The sequence below is a fragment of the Hymenobacter algoricola genome (assembly GCF_039539525.1).
GTDB classification, from domain to species: domain Bacteria; phylum Bacteroidota; class Bacteroidia; order Cytophagales; family Hymenobacteraceae; genus Hymenobacter; species Hymenobacter algoricola.
In genome coordinates, this window is the sequence record NZ_BAABDH010000016.1 from 1 (window position 1) to 17554 (window position 17554).

Sequence of the window (17554 nt, forward strand, 5' to 3'; positions counted from 1 at the left end):
CCTGCGCGGCCGCGTCCAGGTAGCGGGCCCGCCCGCCCGTGGCCGGCTTGGGGGCCAGCGAGCCGGTGGCGGCCTGCAGACGCAGCAGGTCTTTGACAAACGAGCCGCTCACGCCGAAGCGCCGCGCCACGGCTACTTTCCGGGCACCCGGCTCCTGGCATGCCGCTGCTACCTGGGTGCGTAAATCAAGCGAATACGGTCTCATCTTACAGAATACGGCCACCCGACAAATACGGACGAACTGTTCACGAATCCGCTATATGTACGCAAGAAGCCTTCGGGAAGCATACCCAAATCAGCTTGCTTCCCGAAAGTCTGGCTTTATAGGCCTAACGTGTCGAGTGGGGAAGCGGGGCGGGTAGTTTGCGCCACAGGCGAATGGATTTCGGTGGTTTTGGTGCGGCTATGGCCCAGCCTACCGCTTACTTACTCTGCTCCGCTGCCGGCACCAGCCGAAAATACGTGGCCCGAAACCGGTTGTCTACCACTGTGCCCTGCACTTCCGCCTGCCGGATGGCGCTGCAGAAGCCGTCTTTGGCGTGGGCATCGCCGTGGGAATCGATGGTGGTGCCATCCACGAAGTAGGCCTGCCCGTTCAGGCGAATGGCCAGGTCGCAGCTTTGGCCCGGCAAGCCCAGCCGGCACTGCCCGCAGGCTGCCTCAACCACCCGTATTTCTTGGGCGGTATCAGCAACCGTGGTGCCGGCGGCGGCCCCTTGCTGTGCCTGCGCCGCGGCCGAGGTAAAAAAGCTCAGCAGCAGCAGGGTCAAAAACGGTTTCATAAGGCAGTTGGTTGGGTTGACGGGGAACGGGGGCGAAGGTACTGGTTTAGGACAACTGCCGGGGAGTCCTGCCCGCCGCTATCCGGCTTTGCGCCGCCGCTTACCGGGGCGGGCCGAGCAGCTGGAGCGTCTTGTTATCCGCTGAGCCGCGGAAGAATTTTTCCAGCACGGCCTGAAACACCGGGTTGCTTTGTAAAGAAGCAAACAAGGTCATCGACGACTTCAGCTTCAGATCGTCGGGAGCCCCGAATATCCGGCTGGCGTCACTGGATTCCAGCTGCAGCAGCTCCTGACAGATGCTGACGAGCCGGCTGCCCAGCACCGGGTGCTGCACGTAAGCCTCCGCCTCCCGGCGGTCCTGGATGGCGTAAAACTTCGCCGTCTCACTGAACCCCAACCCCTGAATCTGGGGAAAAACATACCACATCCAGTGGCTCCGCTTGCGGCCGGCCCTGACCTCGGCCAGGGCAGTGGCGTAGTCGGTTTCCTGGGCGGTGAGGAAGCGCTGTAAGCTGTTTTCGGTGGGCATCGGCTGGAGGCTTTAAAACGAGGAATACCTGCCCCGGGGCGGGCAGGTATTCCGGCTCTACGAAACCGGTTGGGCCGGGGTAAGCGCCGCCGCACAAAACGCCCGGCAGGCCGCGCCTCGCTCAACGGGAGTCATTCCACGCAGAAAAGGCCTGCCCGGTACCGGGCAGGCCTTTTCTGCGTGGAATGACTCCCGTTGCCTCAGGGAAACTTGGGGTACTTGGAGAAGTCCGGGGTGCGCTTCTCCACAAAGGCGTTGCGGCCTTCCTTGGCTTCCTCGCTCAGGTAGTAGAGCAGCGTGGCGTTGCCGGCCAGCTCCTGAATGCCGGCCTGCCCGTCGAGCTCGGCATTGAAGGCCGACTTGAGCATGCGCAGGGCCAGGGGGCTTTTCTCCAGAATCTTCCTGCACCAGGCCACGGTGGTTTCCTCCAGCTTATCGAGCGGTACCACTTTGTTGACCAGGCCCATGTCGAGGGCTTCCTGGGCGTCGTACTGGTCGCACAAAAACCAGATTTCGCGGGCCTTCTTCTGGCCCACCACCCGCGCCAGGTAGGAAGCGCCGAAGCCGCCGTCGAAGGAGCCGACTTTGGGGCCGGTCTGCCCGAAGCGGGCGTTGTCGGCGGCAATGCTCAGGTCGCAGACGACGTGCAGCACGTGGCCGCCACCGATGGCCCAGCCGGCCACCATGGCAATGACGGGCTTGGGAATGGAGCGGATCTGCTTCTGCAGATCCAGCACGTTCAGCCGGGGCACCGTGTCCTCGCCGATGTAGCCGCCGTGGCCCCGCACGCTCTGGTCGCCGCCCGAGCAGAAGGCTTTGCCGCCCTCGCCCGTGAGCACCACCACGCCGATGTCGGTGCGCATGCGGCAGATGTCCATGGCCTCAATCATCTCCTGCACCGTGAGGGGCGTGAAGGCGTTGTGGACCTGGGGGCGGTTGATGCTGATTTTGGCGATGCCCTCGTGGAAGGTGAAGAGGATTTCGCGGAACTCCTTGATCGGGGTCCAGATGATTTGTTCAGCCATAAAAGGAGGAAAAAAGAACGTCATGCTGAACAAAGCCGAAGCATCTCGCGGGCAATGGTAATCAGATTACCGTGGCGGTAGAGCTGCTTCGGCTTTGCTCAGCATGACAACGATTGGTAGAGTTAAGAGGAGAAAGACGTGCGCACGGCGGCGCGGTACTGCTCGAAAAAGGCGGCGTTGGTGGCGCTGTCGGTGGTGATTTCCAGCAGCGCCGCGCTGCTGCCGGGTGCAAAGAAAACCGACAAAGCCGTTTTGAGTTCAGCAAAGGTAGTGGCCGTGAAGTAGCGCAGCCCAAAATCCCGGGCCGTGTGCTCGGCCGTGAGCGGCTGGCGGGTTTCGAAGAGCTCCTCTAGCTCCGGCTGCTGCCGCGGCCCGTCGATGAGGCGGAAGATGCCGCCGCCGTGGTTGTTGAACAGCACCACGCGCAGGTTGGGCGTAGCATAGTTTTGCCAGAAGGCATTGCGGTCGTAGAAAAAGGCCACGTCGCCGGTCATGAGCACCACGGGCCGCGCGGGCTGGGCCAGGGCCGCGCCCACGGCCGTGCTGGTGCAGCCGTCGATGCCGCTGGTGCCGCGGTTGGCGAATACTTCCACGCTTTTGGTATCGGGCACGCCCAGAATGTTGGCGTAGCGCACGGCCATGCTGTTGGCCAGGTGCAGCGCGGTGTGGTCGGGGAGGTGGCGCAGAGCGTGGTGGAAGGCCGTAAATTCGTTGAACGGCTGCTCGGGCTGGGCCATAAAATCGGCCAGGAAATCCCGGGCCCAGCGGTCGGCTTTGTGCCAGGGCGTGGCGTAGGCAGCTTTGGCCGCGGCGTCTTTTTCCGGCACCGCCCAGCCCGCTTGCGGCCAGGTGAGGCGCTCGGGGGCACTGGCCGGAATCGGGCCGGCAGGTCCTGGAACGGCTTTGGCGGCGGGCTCCGCTGGCCTGGCCGCACCGGGTGCTTCGTCCGTAGCCGTCAAAACCCGGCCCTCGGCCAGCGGATCAGCAGCGGCCAGCTGCCGGAAAAAGTCGGCGGGGTCGAGGCGGATGATGCGGGTCAGGGATTTGAACGTGTCGGCTACCGGCCCGGCAGCCTGCACGTGCCAGTGCTGGGCCGGGGCCGCGTCGCGCAAATACAGCTTCAGCGCCTTGGAAATCAGGGACTGGCCGAAGGTGATAAGCAGCTCGGGCCGCAGTGCCGCCTTCAGCCCCGGCTCCGGCACGGCCAGAAACAGGTCGTGGTGGCTGATGGGGGCGGTGCGCAGGTCGTAGGTGGCCCCCATGGGCTGGTGCAGGTTGGCAATACTGTCGCCCACTACCGGCGTCTGGTAGGCGGTGCTGAACTGGCGCAGGGCCAGCCGCAGCGCGTCGTCGGGGCGGTGCTGGCCGGCCACCACCAGCACCCGCGGCGTGGTCCGGACGGCCTGGCGCAGGGCTGCCACCTCGGGGCCGGCAAGGTGGGCTGCTCCGGTGGTTTCCCGGATGATGCGGACCTTCTCAAACCGGATTTCCTCGCCCTGCTTGGGGTAAAAGGGCTCCCGCAGCGGCACGTTTACCTGCACCGGCCCGGCCGGAAACTGCTGGGCCAGGTTGATGGCCTCCGATACCAGGCGGGCCGAATGCCATTGGGCGTCGGCGTGGGAGGTGTCGGCGGGGAAGGTGAACGTGCCTTTGGCGTGGGCTCCGTAGAGGTCGGTCTGGCGGATGGTCTGGCCGTCGAGCTGGTCAATCCACTCCGGGGGGCGGTCGGCGGTGAAGATGACGAGCGGAATCTGCTGGAAAAAGGCCTCGGCCACGGCCGGCGCATAGTTCAGCCCCGCCGTGCCGGACGTGCACACCAGCGCCACGGCCCGCTGCTGGCTCTGGGCCAGCCCCAGCCCGATAAAGGCTGCTGCCCGCTCGTCGGGCACCGTGCGCACCCTGATGGCCGGGTGGCGGGCAAAGGCAATGGTCAGCGGCGCGCACCGGCTGCCCGGCGACAGCACCACGTCGGTAATGCCGTGCTGGGCGCAGATTTCGGCGATGTTATGAACAGCCTGCATTTTTAACTGAGAATTAAAAATTAAAAACCGAGTTGCTGACACGAGTCAGGGGCGAGAATCAACCAGACCAGACGAAGCCTGATTTTTAATTCTCAACTTTTAAGTAAGCACCGCGGCCACGGTGCTGAGCTTCATTTCCGTTTCGCTCCATTCGCGCGCCGGGTCCGAGTCGACGGTCAGGCCGGTGCCGGCGTACAACACGGCTTCGGTCGGGCGGAGCTGCAGGCAGCGCAGGTTCACGAACAACCGCGCCACGCCCGCCTGGGGCAGGTTCACGGGGCCCAGAAAACCGCTGTAGTAGGCCCGGTCGTAGCCTTCGTGCTGGTGCAAAAAGTGCAGGGCGGCCTGCTTGGGCATGCCGCCCACGGCCGAGGTAGGGTGGAGCAGGCGCAGCATGTCGGTGCCCAGGGTGGGGAAGGGCACGGCGCGCAGGTTCACGGCAAAGTCGGTGCGCAGGTGCAGCAGCTGTCCGGCCACGGCCGTGCGGGGGCCGGTTTCCTCGTACTCGCGCAGCCGCAGCTGCTTGAAGCAGTTCACGATGTAGCGCGACACGAGGGCCTGCTCCTCAATTTCCTTCTGCCGCCAGATGGCCTGCTGGGGCAGCATGCCGGGGGCCAGCGGCTGAGTGCCGGCCAGCGCCATGGTGCGGAAAATGCCGGCCTCGTCGATGGTGACCAGCACCTCGGGCGACGCGCCCAGCCAGGTGCCCGCGCCCGGCGCACTGACCACCGACACAAACGCCTGCGGGTAGCGCTGGCACAGGCTGTCGAAAGCCCGCAGGGCATCAAACCTCGCCGGCAGCGGCTGCCGGGCGGCCCGGCTCGATACCACTTTCACCACCTGCCCGTGGCGGATGGCCGCCACGCCGGTTTCCACCAGCGCCGTGTACTCGGCCTGCGAAGCCGTGTGCGGCAGCGGCTGCGGACTCAGGTGCCAGGGCAGCGGACCATCGGCCCCCGTCGGAGGCTGGGCCAGAAAATCCAGCAGCGGGCGTGCCAGGTGGTCGGCAGAGTTCAGCTGCAGCTCGGCCGGACTGGCAGCATCCCAAAACACGTCGCCGGGCAGGAACAGGGCCGGGTTGTGGTCGGAGTCGCGGAAGGGGAAAAAGGCGAAGCCGGCCGGGGCGTCGGGCGTCAGGGCCGGCGGCAGGCCGGTCAGGGCCGCCTCGGCCGAAAAGCTCAGGCACAGCTGCGGGGAGGCCGCGCCGGGCAGCCGCCACACCGCCACCGGCAGCCGGTGCAGCAGCGCAAACGCGAGCAGCCGGCGCAGCTGCTCTGCCGGGCTGCCGGGCAGGCTCGGCCACGCTACCGGTTGCGGGCTGGCCTGACTCATGCGGGCTGGCCGGGGGCGGGCGGCAGGTCGATAACGGCCATGGTGATGCGGCTGATGCAGACCAGCGCCCCGGTTTCTTCGTGGCTGATGCGGATTTCCCAGACCTGAGTGGTGCGGCCCACATGCAGGGCCGTGGCCCGCCCCACCACGTAGCCCGAGCGCACCCCCTTGAGATGATTCGCGTTGATTTCCAGCCCCACGCACGCTTTTTTGCGTAGATCAACCTGCAGGGCCGCCCCGATGCTGCCCAGCGTTTCGGCCAGGGCCACCGAGGCGCCGCCGTGCAGCAGGCCCATGGGCTGGTGCGTGCGGTGGTCCACGGGCATCCGGCCCACCAGCAGCTTGTCGCCAACCTCCGTTATTTCTATGCCCAGGTGCTCGCCGAGCGTGTTGCGGCACCAGGCATTAAGCTGAACGAGGTCGGCGGTGAGTTGTTCCATGCGGGATACTGCGAATAAAAAGGGTTTTTTAGGGGCCGAAAGCCGTACTTTGGGGCCTGAAACGACAAAGCTAGCGGGAAAGTGAGCGTCAAAAAAATATACCTCATCCGGCACGGCCAGACCGACTTCAACGTGGCCGGCATCGTGCAGGGCAGCGGCGTCGATTCGCGTCTGAACGAAGCCGGCCACCGGCAGGCGGCGCGCTTCTTCGCGGCCTATAAACACCTGCCCTTCGATAAAGTCTACACCTCCACGCTGCAGCGCACCCACCAGTCGGTGCAGGGCTTCCTCGATCTGGGCCTGCCCCACGAACAGCACGCAGGCCTGAACGAGATTAGCTGGGGCGCCCGCGAAGGCACCCGCATCACGGCCGAGGAAGACGAAGAATACTACCGGGTGCTGCGGCAGTGGCACCAGGGCCAGACTACGGCCCGCCTGCCCGGGGGCGAGAGTCCGGACGAGGTGGCCGCCCGCCAGCGCCCGTTTATCGACCTGATGGCCGCCCGCCCCGAGGAGGAAAATATTCTGGTCTGCATGCACGGCCGGGCCATGCGCGTGCTGCTCTGCCAGCTGCTGAACTACCCGCTCAGCCACATGGACGCCTTCGAGCACCGCAACCTGTGTTTGTACAAAGTGCATTACACCGGCACGCTGTTCTCGGTCCGCAGCTTCCTCGACGTGCAGCATCTGCAGGAGCCGGCCTGAGCCAGGCTTTTCCAAAGCGGCTGTGGCTGAAGCGTTAACCCGAGGGGCTGCGCCGCCGCCGGCAACCCTGGGTTCAAAGGCGAATTTTCGCTGGCAAACGGTAAAGAACCAGAAGCTTCCGGATAGTTTGCTCCCCCGGATTTTCGGGCTAATTTTGACCCTACACAATACAAGCGAAGACACAGATGGCCGAAATCATAAGAATGCCCAAAATGAGCGACACGATGACCGAAGGGGTCATTGCCTCGTGGCTCAAGAAGGTGGGTGATAAAGTCAAGTCCGGGGATATTCTGGCCGAAGTCGAAACCGACAAGGCCACCATGGAGCTGGAAAACTATGAGGACGGCACACTGCTGCACATTGGCCCCAAGCAGGGCGACGCCGTGCCCGTAGACGGCGTTCTGGCAATTGTAGGCAAAGAAGGAGAAGACATTTCCGCCCTGCTGAGCGGTGACCAGGGTGCCCCGGCACCCACGCCTGCCCCCGCTGTTGAAGCAGCCCCGGCCCCGGCCCCGGCTCCGGCCGCTGAAGCGGCCCCGGCCCCAGCTGCCGCTCCGTCTGCACCAGCCCCGGCTGCTGCTGCCGTGGCTCCCGCACCAGCTGCTGCTGCCACTCCGGCCCCCGCGCCAGCTGCTCCGACCGGCAACGGCAAGAAGGCTACCGTCATCCGGATGCCCAAGATGAGCGACACGATGACGGAGGGTACTATTGCCTCCTGGCTCAAGAAGGTGGGTGATAAAGTGAAATCCGGCGACATTCTGGCCGAAGTCGAAACCGACAAGGCCACGATGGAGCTGGAAAACTACGACGACGGCACGCTGCTCTACATCGGCCCGAAAGACGGCGAAGCCGTAGCCGTTGACGGTATTCTGGCCATCATCGGCGAAGAAGGAGCTGACGTGCAGGCGCTGCTCGGCGGCCAGTCGGGTGGCAGCGCTACGCCAGCGCCGGCAGCGCCGGCGGCCGAAGCCGCTCCGGCAGTACCAGCACCGGCCGAAGCCGCTCCGGCAACTCCCGCACCAGCACCAGCACCAGCACCAGCACCAGCCGCAACGGCGGCGGCGGCTCCGCAGTCGGCTACCGTGGCGCAGCCCGGCGGGCGTATTTTTGCTTCGCCGCTGGCCAAGAGCATTGCCAAGGACAAGGGCATTGACCTGACCAGCATCAAGGGCTCGGGCGAAAACGGCCGCATCGTGTCGCGCGACCTGGAAAGCGCCCAGCCCGGCGCTGCTCCGGCCGCCCAGCCTGCCTCCACTCCAGCCGCCGCGGCTCAACCTGCTCCGGCCGCGCCAGATGCGCCAGCAGCTCCGGCCGCGCCAGCGGCTGAAGCTCCGGCCCCGCAACCAAGACCCGAGGACCCCAAGACCCCAAGCTCCCAGGACTACACCGACACGCCCGTGTCGCAGATGCGGAAGGTTATTGCCCGCCGTCTCTCCGAAAGCCTGTTTACGGCCCCGCATTTCTATCTGACGATGGAAATCGTGATGGACCGGGCCATGGAGGTGCGCACCCAGCTCAACACTCTGTCGCCGGTGAAGCTCAGCTTCAACGACCTCGTAATCAAAGCGGCCGCCGTGGCCCTGAAGCAGCACCCGGCCGTCAATTCCTCGTGGCTCGGGGACAAAATTCGCCAGAACCACGTCATCAACATCGGCGTGGCCGTGGCCGTGGACGAAGGCCTGCTGGTGCCCGTGGTACGCAACGCCGACGGCAAGGGCCTCTCGACCATTGCTACCGAGGTGAAAGCCCTGGCCGAGAAAGCCAAAACCAAGAAGCTGCAGCCCAGCGAGTGGGAGGGCAGCACCTTCACCATCTCCAACCTGGGCATGTTCGGCATCGAGGAGTTCACGGCCATCATCAACCCGCCGGATGCCTGCATCCTGGCCGTGGGCGGCATCAAGCAGACGGCCGTGGTCAAAGACGGGCAGCTGGCCGTCGGCAACCTGATGAAGGTGACGCTCAGCTGCGACCACCGCGTGGTGGACGGGGCCACCGGCGCCGCCTTCCTGCAGACGCTGAAGGCCCTGCTGGAAGACCCGATGCGGATGCTCATCTGATAAAATCGTAAGCTATTCAGCCTCAGAGAAGCCAGCCCAATCGGGCTGGCTTTTTTGTTGCCGGCTAACCCCGATAATCCACTGGGCAGCGGATAGGGCGCTTTTTTTATTGTAAAAGCTCTATACTTACCCCCAGAGGGCTTCAGATGGTAGCCTTTGGATGGTTGAATCTTTCACCTTGACTAGCGCTATGAAGCAAAATTTACTGGCACTAACGCTGTGTGTGGTCAGCGCCACCGCCTTTGGGCAGGGCCAGGCCCTGACCGGACAAGTTCTGGATGCCGCCGGCCGGCCCGTTATCGGGGCTACGGTGGTCGAGCGGGGGACTAACAATGGTACGGCCACCAACAATGAAGGCCGCTTTACGCTGTCGTCGCGCACGGCCAGCCCGCGCCTGGTGGTCAGCTCTATCGGCTTTGCCTCGCAGGAAGTAAGCGCCAGCGGCGGCACTGTGAGCGTGCAGCTGGCCGAATCCAGCACCAGCCTGGGCGGCGTACAGGTGGTGGGCTCGCGCAGCCAAAACCGCTCCGTGACCGACTCGCCTTCGCCGGTCGACATTATTGACCTGCGGGAAGTGACGGCCAAAACCGGCCAGCTCGACGTGAACCAGCTGCTGCAGTTCGTGGCGCCGTCCTTCAACTCAAATCGCCAGACCGGCTCCGACGGGGCCGACCACGTAGATCCGGCCTCCCTGCGCGGCCTGGGTCCCGACCAGACTTTGGTGCTGGTGAACGGCAAGCGTCAGCACCAGTCGTCGCTGGTAAACCTGTTCGGCTCCCGCGGCCGCGGCAATACCGGCACCGACCTGAACGTGATACCGGCCGCCAGCATCGAGCGGATTGAAATCCTGCGCGACGGCGCCGCCGCCCAGTACGGCTCCGACGCCATTGCGGGCGTGATTAACATCGTGCTCAAAAGCTCGGTGAAGGAGCTGACGGCCAGCGTGAACTACGGCGCTTACGACGCCAAATACCGCCGTGACGACCAGAAGTTCGACGGCGGCAACTTCAACGCCAACGTCAACTACGGCGTGGGCCTGGGCGAGAAGGGCAGCTTCATCAATGGCACGCTCGACTTCAACCAGCGCCAGCACACCCAGCGCGCCGCCGTGCCCATTGGTCCCGATGGCCTGGCCCGCCGCGAGTACGGCGACCCCCAGGTGGCGAACGTCTCGGCTTACCTCAACTCCAAGTTCGCCCTCAGCGACAAGGCGCACGTGTACGTATTTGGCGGGGCCAACAAGCGCAAGGGCGATGCCTACGCCTGGACCCGCTTCGCCGACGACGACCGCAACGTACCCGCTATCTATCCCAACGGTTTCGACCCCATTATCACCAGCGACATCTGGGATGCCTCGGCCGTGGCCGGGGTGCGGGTCAATGTGGGGGGCTGGGAGCTGGACCTGAGCAACAACTTCGGCTCCAACCGCTTCCAGTACGGGGTCGAAAACTCGCTGAACGCCACCCTGGGCGCCAGCTCGCCGACTTCCTTCGACGCGGGTGGGTTCCAGCTGCAGCAGAATGTGGTGAGTCTGGGCCTGACGCGCAACTACAAAACGGTGCTGGAAGGGCTCAACATCGCCGCCGGGGCCGAGCTGCGGCGCGAGTGGTATTCGCTGTTTGCCGGCGAGCGAACTTCCTGGGATACGTTTGACACGAACCCCGAGGCGGCACCCGGCTCCCAGGGCTTCCCCGGGTACCAGCCCAAAGATGAAGTTGAGGCCCAGCGCGACAACTTTGGCGCCTACGTAGATGCCGAGCTGAACGTGACGCCGCAGTGGCTGCTGGCCGGGGCACTGCGCTACGAGGACTACACCGATTTTGGCAACACGTTCAACTACAAAGCCTCCACTCGCTATATCCTGACCGAGTTTCTGACGTTGCGCGCCACGTACAGCACCGGCTTCCGGGCGCCGTCGCTGGCCCAGATCAACTTCAACTCCACCTTCACCAACTTCATTGAGGGCAAGCCGGTGGAAGTGCTGCTGGCCCGCAACAACAATCCCATTACCCAGAAGCTGGGCATTCCGACCCTGAAGCAGGAAACGTCCAGCAGCGCCAACGTGGGCCTGACCAGCCGCATCGGCTCCTCGCTGAGCCTGACCGTGGATGGCTACTATATCAAGGTCAGGGACCGGGTGGTGCTCACCAGCCCGTTTAAGGCCCGCATTACCGACCCCAACGACGAGACTAAAACCATTCCGGACCCCGTCATCGGGGCCGAGCTGGAAGCCGCCGGAGTAGCGCAGGCCCAGTTCTTCGCCAATGCCACCGACACCCGCTCCCTGGGCCTCGACGTGGTGCTGAACCACAACGCTGCGCTGGGCACGGGCCGTCTGAGCTCCACGCTGGCCGCCAACTTCAACCGCCTGCGCATCGACCGGGTGCAGACCTCGGGCCGCCTGGCCGGGCGCGAAGATGATTTCTTCGGCCCCCGCGAGCAGGCCTTCGTGAAAGCTTCGGCTCCGCCGTCCAAAATCAACCTGACCTTCGACTACAAAGTGAGCAAGTGGGGCGCGCTGCTGCGCTTCGTGCGCTTCGACAAAGTAACGCTGCTCGACTTCGACAACGAGCCGATGAAGTACAAGTCCCGCATCACCACCGACCTGACGCTGAGCTATTCGCTGACCGACCACCTGCAGCTGGCCGTGGGCAGCTCCAACCTGCTGAACAGGTACCCCACGCTGTTTGATCCGCAGCGCACCGAAACCGGTGGTGCCTGGGATCCGGTGCAGATGGGGGCCAACGGACGGTTTTACTTTGCCAAGCTGCAGGCGCGGTTTTAACCCCGGTTGCACTGCCTGTACAAAAGAAGCCTCTTCCTGAGCCAGGAAGAGGCTTTTTGTGGAATAGAGCACCAAAGTACGGCAGGCGGCTACTGGCGGTGCCAAGTGCCGGCCCGCTTCGTGGTAAAGCCTATCAGCCCGTTGTAGCGGGAAAAATATACGGCCGTGACGGTATCGGCCCCGGCGGTGGGCGGCACCACAACCCGACCCAGGTAGCGGTAGGGCTGCCCGCTGAAGGTGGTGTCCCAGGCCACAATACGCTCGGAGCTGCTGGTGCCCACGCGCGAGTAGAACATGGTGCGCCCGTCGCTTTTGTTGGTGAGGAAGGAAGCAAATTCGTCCCCGCCCTTCGATACGTGAACGTAGTTGGCCCGGGCTTCCAGGGCCATGTTCAACAAGGAGTCGGGGCCGCTGCGGTACCACACGTTGATAATTTCATGCTCGAACTTGCCGATCTGGTTGGTGCCCGACCGGATGTGCCGTTTGCGGGCCACGGTCAGGGTGCGCACCTGCCCGGTGCTGCTGCGGAAGGTAAGCACCTCCCCGTGCTGGTTGTGCAGCCAGTTTTTGGTGTAGTCCGGAATTTCCGATTCGTCCATCGAATCCAGCATGTTGCCGCAGGAAGACAAGAGGATAGCAAGGCCCAGGGCCGAGGGTAGCAATAGCTTCATCCAGGGAAGGTAGGGAGAAATTCAGAGTGGCCCGGGGCCACCCCGGCAAGTAACCGGCGGTCAGACCCACATTACCGGGGCGGAAGTGTAGCTTTGCGCCGTCATTGACAGCCTTCGGGCTACTTCTTTTATTCTGTATCATGAAGATTCGCTCTACTACCGTGCTCGGCGTACGCCACAACGGGGAAATTGCCCTCGGCGCCGACGGCCAGGCCACCATGGACAAGCACGTGGCCAAGAGCAATGTGCGCAAAGTCCGCAAGCTCCACGACGGCAAAGTGGTGACGGGCTTCGCCGGCTCCACGGCCGACGCGTTTATGCTGCTCGACAAGTTTGAGGAGAAGCTCAGCGGCTACGGCGGGCAGCTGCGGCGCGCGGCCATCGAGCTGGCCAAGGAGTGGCGCAAAGACCAGTACCTGCGCAAGCTCGAAGCCATGATGGTGGTCTGCGACAAAGACGAGCTGCTCATCATTGCCGGCACCGGCGACGTGCTGGAGCCCGACTCCGACGTGGCTGCCATCGGCTCGGGGGCCATGTACGCCCAGGCCGCCGCCCTGGCCCTGAAAAAGCACGCCCCCCACCTTACGGCCCGGCAGATGGTGGAAGAAGCCCTGCACATTGCTGCCGACATCTGTATCTATACCAATCACAACCTGATGATTGAGCAGCCTTCCTAATTCTTGCCAATTCCTCCTGTATGATAAAGTCAATGGCTACCTGGAAAGTACTTATCGGGCTCTGCCTGCTGCTGGGCGCTACTCCCGACGCCTGGGCCCTGAAGCCGGACCGCGTCTATCACCAGACGCCGGATTCGCTGGGCCTGGCGTACACGGCCCGCGTGCTCAAAACCCCGGACGGGGCCGCCATCAACACCTGGACCTTCGTGCCCGCCGCGGCCAAAAACCGCCACACCACCGTTGTGCTGGCGTATGCTGACGCTGGCAACATGGGCAGCTTCCTCTACCACGCCAATGCCCTCAGCCAGGCCGGCTACCAGGTCGTGACCTTCGACTACCGGGGCTTCGGGCAAAGCTCCGATTTTGCCATGAACCCCAGCCAGCTCTACTATCCCGAGTTTGCGGAAGACCTGCGCACGGTGGTCAGGGCCGCGCGCCGGCAGTTTCCGCAGCAGAAGCTGGGCGTGGTTTCGCTGTCGATGGGCACCATTGTGGCGGCTACCGTAGCGGCGGAAGGCAAGCTGGATTTCCTGGTGGGCGACGGGTTTGTGACCAATCCGCAGGAATTCATCGGCCGGGTGAAGCTGGCCAAAAATAAAGACGTGCTGCTGCCGGCTGCCGCCAGCCAGTACCCGCAGTTGCTGGCGAAGGTGAAATGCCCGATGCTGGTATTTTCCGGCACCCAGGATCAGGTTACCACCTTGGCCGACAGTCAGCAGCTGGTAGCCCGCAAGGACCGCCACCGGGAGCTGGTGCAGTTCGAGGGCGGCCACATGGCGGGCTTCGCGGTACTGTCGCGCCAGCCGATTTCCTTCCAGACTTTTGGCGACTTGTACGTAGAACGTATTTCCGCCTTCCTCAGTAAAGCCGGGCTCGGGTAAGCCGGCTCAACGCCAGGCTCCGAACCAACAACCAAAAACGAAAAACCAACCACCAACCGATGCAAGTCACCAACTTCCTCAAGCACCACTACCGCCACTTCAACGCCGCGGCGCTGATTGATGCCGCCGAGGGCTACAACAAGCACCTGGCCGACGGGGGCAAGATGATGATAACCCTGGCCGGGGCCATGAGCACCGCCGAAATGGGCATCCAGCTGGCCGAGCTCATCCGTCAGGACAAGGTCCAGATCATCAGCTGCACGGGGGCCAACCTGGAGGAGGACATCTTCAACCTCGTGGCCCACGACTTCTACGAGCGGGTGCCCAACTACCGCGACCTGACCCCCGCCGACGAGCAGGCCCTGCTCGAGCGCCACATGAACCGCGTGACCGATACCTGCATTCCGGAGGAGGAGGCCATGCGCCGCCTCGAGCACTCGGTGCTCAAGTTCTGGGAGAAGGCCGACAAGGCCGGCGAGCAGTACTTCCCCCACGAGTTCTTCTACCAGATCCTGAAGTCGGGCGAGCTGGAGCAGTACTACCAGATTGACCCCAAGGACTCCTGGATGCTGGCCGCGGCCGAGAAAAACCTGCCCATCATCTGCCCGGGCTGGGAAGACTCCACGCTGGGCAACATCTTCGCCGGCCACGTCATCAGCGGCGACATCCAGAACGTGCACACCGTGCGTACCGGCATCGAGTACATGATCTACCTGGCCGGCTGGTACACCGAGCAGGCCACCGACGAGAGCCCGGTCGGCTTCTTCCAGATCGGCGGCGGCATTGCCGGCGATTTCCCCATCTGCGTGGTGCCCATGCTGCACCAGGATCTGGGCCGCACCACGGTGCCGCTGTGGGGCTACTTCTGCCAGATTTCGGATTCCACCACGTCCTACGGCTCTTATTCCGGGGCCGTGCCCAACGAGAAAATTACCTGGGGCAAGCTGGGCCAGGACACGCCCAAGTTCATCATCGAGTCGGACGCGACGATTGTCGCGCCGCTGATTTTTGCCATCGTGCTCGGGCAGTAGGTATTGCTCAATAATTTATAAAAAGGCCCGCCGCTGACGTTCAGCGGCGGGCCTTTTTGTGCTTTCTTCCCTGTCACCCGGCATATTTGAGCGATGGCGGGGAGCTATGACGGCAGGTCGGGCAGTACGAAGGACGCACTTGGCTGCCCATTGAGAAATACCTGTTCGATATACCGGATAGCTATGTCGCTTGCGTCATCCCACCAAGTGCCCAGCTCAATACTGTTTTCCGGATTCTTATTCCACAGGACGATGACTTCACAATCAGGGTCTAGCTGAATACCGAATTGAACAGAGGCGTCTTCGTAAACTGCCCAAACGTCTTCTGACTGATACTCCTGAGGGTGGAAGAACCGAAGCTTAGAGATGAAACCGGGAAAACGGGCTTCCAGGCGGGGAAACGAATCCTTGCCGAAGCCTGAGTACCGCGTTTGCGCTTCCGCATAGCTTTCCTCTGCAAAGCGTAAGCTGGCTGGGAGTAAGTCGTGAGTTGTCATGTTTGCCTCAATATTGCTCCGCCGTCGCTCGGCTATGCCGAGTGACCTCTATGCTCTGAACAGCTGTGCTGCGAATCCGTCCGCGCCAACCCGCCCAACCGGCGTGGGACACTCGCGGCCCAGCCGAGCGACTGCCTGCAAAGAAGAGACTTATTCCCGGATAAGAAAACGTCTAAAAAAGAACGTCGTGCAGCGCGCCACGCAGTATCTTTACCTCCATACTACTTAATTACTCGCGCAGTAAAGATGCTGCGCGCGGCATGACGTTCCGGTTGTTTTCTTCTGTCGGAACAAGCCTATTACCTGCCCAGGCGTCAGCACGGCTTCATCCCTGCCCGCCGGTTTTGCGTCAACAATCTTCCTACATGGCTGATTTTCCTGCTTCCATCGACTACCAGACCCTGTTTCGGACCCTGCCCGGCGCGTATCTGCTGCTGGCCCCCGATGGTACCATCCTCGACAACTCCGACCAGCACGCGGCCGTGTCGCTGCTGCCCCGCGAACAGGCGGTGGGGCGCTACATTTTCGATGCCTACCCCGGCGACCCCCAAAGCCAGGCCGGCCTGCTGGCCTCGCACGACGCGGTGCGGCGCACCTTGCGGGCCCACGTGATGCCGCTGCTGCGCTACGACATTGCGCGGCCCACCGCGCTGGGCGGCGGCACCGAGGAGCGGTACTGGCAGATAACGCATTACCCTATCCTCGACACGCGCGGCGAGTTACAGTACATTCTTCAGATTCCGCAGGACGTGACCGAAGCCACGCTGGCCGCCCGGCGTGCCACCGACGTGCAGCGCGCCCTCGACGAGGCCCACGAGCACAACCGCTTCATCCTCGAAAGCCTGCCCATGCTGGTGTGGACCACCCACCCCGATGGCACGGCCGACTTCTTCAATACCCGCTGGACCGATTTCACCGGCCGCCCCCTGGCCGATACCCTGGGCGGGGGCTGGGTCGCTGACCTGCACCCCGACGACGTGGCCCCCACCACCGCCCGCTGGGAAGCCGCCCGCCAGCAGGGCACTTCCTACCAGGCCGAGTACCGCATGCGGCGGCACGACGGCAGCTACCGCTGGCACCTGGCCACGGGCGTACCCCGCCTCGGCCCCGAAGGTCAGATTCAGATGTGGGTGGGCTGCAATGCCGATATTCACGAGCAGAAGCTCATGGTAGCCGAGCTGCTGGAAGCCAATGAGCAGCAGGCCGCCCTTTCGGACCAGGCCTACGAACAGTACCAACGCGCCCAGCAGCAGCGCCAGATCCTGCTGGACCTCTTTGCCGACGCCCCGGCCATGATTACGGTGGTGCGCGGCCCCGAGCACCGCTACGAGTTTGCCAATACCCGCTTCCGGGAGTTGGTGGGCCAGCAGGAAATTGTGGGGAAAACCGTGGCCGAGGTGTTTCCCGAAATTGTGAGCCAGGGCATCATCGCGATGCTCGACGGCGTGTTTCGTACCGGTGAGCCCATGGTGGGCCAGGAACTGTTGGTGCAGCTGGCCAGTCCCGACGGCCAGGAGCTGCACGACCGCTACTTCAACTTTTACTACCAGCGCTTCGCGGAAAACGGCCAGCCCGCCGGCATCACGGCCTACGCCTACGACGTTACGGAGCTGATGCTCACCCGACAGGCCCTGGAGCAACTCCGCAGCCGCACCCCCAACGGCCCCGACAGCGGCCTGGCGTCGTAAGCAAGGCGTCCCGTTGCTTCCCTATCTACCCGCCTTTTGTAGTTCCCGGCATGCCTCTCTCCCCTTTCGACTTTCAACAGGCCCGCGTCAAGCAGGTGCTCTTTAAGTCGCGGCTGCGCTCGGTGCTCTACGGGGTGCGCGAAGCCGAGCCGGCCCTGTTTGCCTACGCCGAAAACCCGCTGGGCCAGTGGATTCAGACGGTTTTGAAGCCCGAATTGGGCAACCAGCCCGCCGTGCACGAGCTGGAAAATACCCTGCAGCAAATGCTGCACACCGGCTCAGACCTGGCCAACCGCTACCAGCGTGGCCTTATTGAGGAAGCCCGCGCCGGCCTCGACCAGGTCAATGCCTTCGCCGACCAGATTGAAAACCAGTTGCTTTCTCTGGAAAGCAGCTTGTAGCGCGGACTTTAGCGTCGCTTCAGCTTACAAGC

16 protein-coding genes and 1 pseudogene are annotated in these 17554 nt (G+C 63.6%); 8 read left to right on the forward strand and 9 right to left on the reverse strand.

The annotated features are described in order from the left end of the window. The 7 genes and pseudogenes from ABD842_RS04105 to ABD842_RS04135 form a co-directional block, all read right to left on the reverse strand. Positions 1-205 (reverse strand): annotated as a pseudogene (locus tag ABD842_RS04105) (hypothetical protein); the annotation flags it as partial. Positions 206-422: 217 nt separating this feature from the next. Continuing rightward, on the reverse strand, positions 423-782 hold the full coding sequence (locus tag ABD842_RS04110; protein ID WP_345110443.1) for a DUF6370 family protein: 360 nt from the start codon (positions 780-782) through the stop codon (positions 423-425). 100 nt (positions 783-882) lie between these two features. Further along, positions 883-1311 (reverse strand): DUF1810 domain-containing protein, encoded by a 429-nt coding sequence (locus ABD842_RS04115; RefSeq protein WP_345110445.1) that lies wholly within the window; start codon positions 1309-1311, stop codon positions 883-885. Positions 1312-1511: 200 nt separating this feature from the next. Next, the gene (menB, locus tag ABD842_RS04120) at positions 1512-2336 is read right to left on the reverse strand and encodes a 1,4-dihydroxy-2-naphthoyl-CoA synthase (RefSeq protein WP_345110447.1); all 825 of its coding nucleotides are present in this window, start codon (positions 2334-2336) and stop codon (positions 1512-1514) included. A gap of 122 nt (positions 2337-2458) precedes the next feature. Then, on the reverse strand, positions 2459-4357 hold the full coding sequence (gene menD, locus ABD842_RS04125; protein WP_345110449.1) for a 2-succinyl-5-enolpyruvyl-6-hydroxy-3-cyclohexene-1-carboxylic-acid synthase: 1899 nt from the start codon (positions 4355-4357) through the stop codon (positions 2459-2461). Between the two features lie 99 nt (positions 4358-4456). After that, positions 4457-5689: a chorismate-binding protein gene (locus ABD842_RS04130; protein WP_345110452.1), complete on the reverse strand. Its 1233-nt coding sequence runs from the start codon at positions 5687-5689 to the stop codon at positions 4457-4459. After that, positions 5686-6129 carry a hotdog fold thioesterase gene (locus ABD842_RS04135; RefSeq protein ID WP_345110453.1) on the reverse strand — a complete coding sequence of 148 codons (444 nt, stop codon included), beginning with the start codon at positions 6127-6129 and terminating at the stop codon, positions 5686-5688. The genes ABD842_RS04130 and ABD842_RS04135 overlap by 4 nt, the downstream gene beginning before the upstream one ends. Before the next feature lie 81 nt (positions 6130-6210). On the opposite strand from ABD842_RS04135, the gene ABD842_RS04140 reads away from it, so the two are divergent. From ABD842_RS04140 to ABD842_RS04150, 3 genes are all read left to right on the forward strand, one after another. Continuing rightward, complete coding sequence (locus ABD842_RS04140) at positions 6211-6834, forward strand: histidine phosphatase family protein (protein ID WP_345110456.1); 624 nt, start codon at positions 6211-6213, stop codon at positions 6832-6834. 185 nt (positions 6835-7019) lie between these two features. Next, entirely contained in the window at positions 7020-8891 is a 1872-nt protein-coding gene (locus ABD842_RS04145) for a pyruvate dehydrogenase complex dihydrolipoamide acetyltransferase (protein WP_345110459.1), read from the forward strand. Between the two features lie 190 nt (positions 8892-9081). After that, positions 9082-11676 carry a TonB-dependent receptor gene (locus ABD842_RS04150; RefSeq protein ID WP_345110461.1) on the forward strand — a complete coding sequence of 865 codons (2595 nt, stop codon included), beginning with the start codon at positions 9082-9084 and terminating at the stop codon, positions 11674-11676. Positions 11677-11765: 89 nt separating this feature from the next. Here the strand turns inward: ABD842_RS04150 and ABD842_RS04155 are convergent, their stop codons facing one another. Beyond that, complete coding sequence (locus ABD842_RS04155; RefSeq protein ID WP_345110465.1) at positions 11766-12347, reverse strand: hypothetical protein; 582 nt, start codon at positions 12345-12347, stop codon at positions 11766-11768. 140 nt (positions 12348-12487) lie between these two features. Between ABD842_RS04155 and hslV the strand changes: the two genes are divergently transcribed. Genes hslV through ABD842_RS04170 form a run of 3 tightly spaced genes read left to right on the forward strand, consistent with a single transcriptional unit; the run spans position 12488 to position 14936 of the window. Further along, positions 12488-13024 carry an ATP-dependent protease subunit HslV gene (hslV, locus tag ABD842_RS04160; protein ID WP_345110468.1) on the forward strand — a complete coding sequence of 179 codons (537 nt, stop codon included), beginning with the start codon at positions 12488-12490 and terminating at the stop codon, positions 13022-13024. A 20-nt stretch (positions 13025-13044) separates the two neighbouring features. Beyond that, complete coding sequence (locus ABD842_RS04165) at positions 13045-13905, forward strand: alpha/beta hydrolase (protein ID WP_345110471.1); 861 nt, start codon at positions 13045-13047, stop codon at positions 13903-13905. Positions 13906-13964: 59 nt separating this feature from the next. Continuing rightward, the gene (locus ABD842_RS04170; RefSeq protein WP_345110474.1) at positions 13965-14936 is read left to right on the forward strand and encodes a deoxyhypusine synthase family protein; all 972 of its coding nucleotides are present in this window, start codon (positions 13965-13967) and stop codon (positions 14934-14936) included. A 104-nt stretch (positions 14937-15040) separates the two neighbouring features. Here ABD842_RS04170 and ABD842_RS04175 read toward each other — a convergent pair whose 3' ends face one another. Continuing rightward, on the reverse strand, positions 15041-15433 hold the full coding sequence (locus ABD842_RS04175) for a hypothetical protein (protein ID WP_345110477.1): 393 nt from the start codon (positions 15431-15433) through the stop codon (positions 15041-15043). 365 nt (positions 15434-15798) lie between these two features. On the opposite strand from ABD842_RS04175, the gene ABD842_RS04180 reads away from it, so the two are divergent. After that, complete coding sequence (locus ABD842_RS04180; protein WP_345110479.1) at positions 15799-17121, forward strand: PAS domain-containing protein; 1323 nt, start codon at positions 15799-15801, stop codon at positions 17119-17121. Between the two features lie 50 nt (positions 17122-17171). Beyond that, complete coding sequence (locus ABD842_RS04185; RefSeq protein ID WP_345110483.1) at positions 17172-17522, forward strand: hypothetical protein; 351 nt, start codon at positions 17172-17174, stop codon at positions 17520-17522. Positions 17523-17554: the final 32 nt, after the last annotated feature.

Bases quoted from the DNA above. Each gene is read 5' to 3' on its own strand.
- ABD842_RS04110 (WP_345110443.1), bottom strand. From the start codon at position 782: ATGAAACCGTTTTTGACCCTGCTGCTGCTGAGCTTTTTTACCTCGGCC.
- ABD842_RS04115 (WP_345110445.1), bottom strand. From the start codon at position 1,311: ATGCCCACCGAAAACAGCTTACAGCGCTTCCTCACCGCCCAGGAAACC.
- menB (WP_345110447.1), bottom strand. From the start codon at position 2,336: ATGGCTGAACAAATCATCTGGACCCCGATCAAGGAGTTCCGCGAAATC.
- menD (WP_345110449.1), bottom strand. From the start codon at position 4,357: ATGCAGGCTGTTCATAACATCGCCGAAATCTGCGCCCAGCACGGCATT.
- ABD842_RS04130 (WP_345110452.1), bottom strand. From the start codon at position 5,689: ATGAGTCAGGCCAGCCCGCAACCGGTAGCGTGGCCGAGCCTGCCCGGC.
- ABD842_RS04135 (WP_345110453.1), bottom strand. From the start codon at position 6,129: ATGGAACAACTCACCGCCGACCTCGTTCAGCTTAATGCCTGGTGCCGC.
- ABD842_RS04145 (WP_345110459.1), top strand. From the start codon at position 7,020: ATGGCCGAAATCATAAGAATGCCCAAAATGAGCGACACGATGACCGAA.
- ABD842_RS04150 (WP_345110461.1), top strand. From the start codon at position 9,082: ATGAAGCAAAATTTACTGGCACTAACGCTGTGTGTGGTCAGCGCCACC.
- ABD842_RS04155 (WP_345110465.1), bottom strand. From the start codon at position 12,347: ATGAAGCTATTGCTACCCTCGGCCCTGGGCCTTGCTATCCTCTTGTCT.
- hslV (WP_345110468.1), top strand. From the start codon at position 12,488: ATGAAGATTCGCTCTACTACCGTGCTCGGCGTACGCCACAACGGGGAA.
- ABD842_RS04165 (WP_345110471.1), top strand. From the start codon at position 13,045: ATGATAAAGTCAATGGCTACCTGGAAAGTACTTATCGGGCTCTGCCTG.
- ABD842_RS04170 (WP_345110474.1), top strand. From the start codon at position 13,965: ATGCAAGTCACCAACTTCCTCAAGCACCACTACCGCCACTTCAACGCC.
- ABD842_RS04175 (WP_345110477.1), bottom strand. From the start codon at position 15,433: ATGACAACTCACGACTTACTCCCAGCCAGCTTACGCTTTGCAGAGGAA.
- ABD842_RS04180 (WP_345110479.1), top strand. From the start codon at position 15,799: ATGGCTGATTTTCCTGCTTCCATCGACTACCAGACCCTGTTTCGGACC.
- ABD842_RS04185 (WP_345110483.1), top strand. From the start codon at position 17,172: ATGCCTCTCTCCCCTTTCGACTTTCAACAGGCCCGCGTCAAGCAGGTG.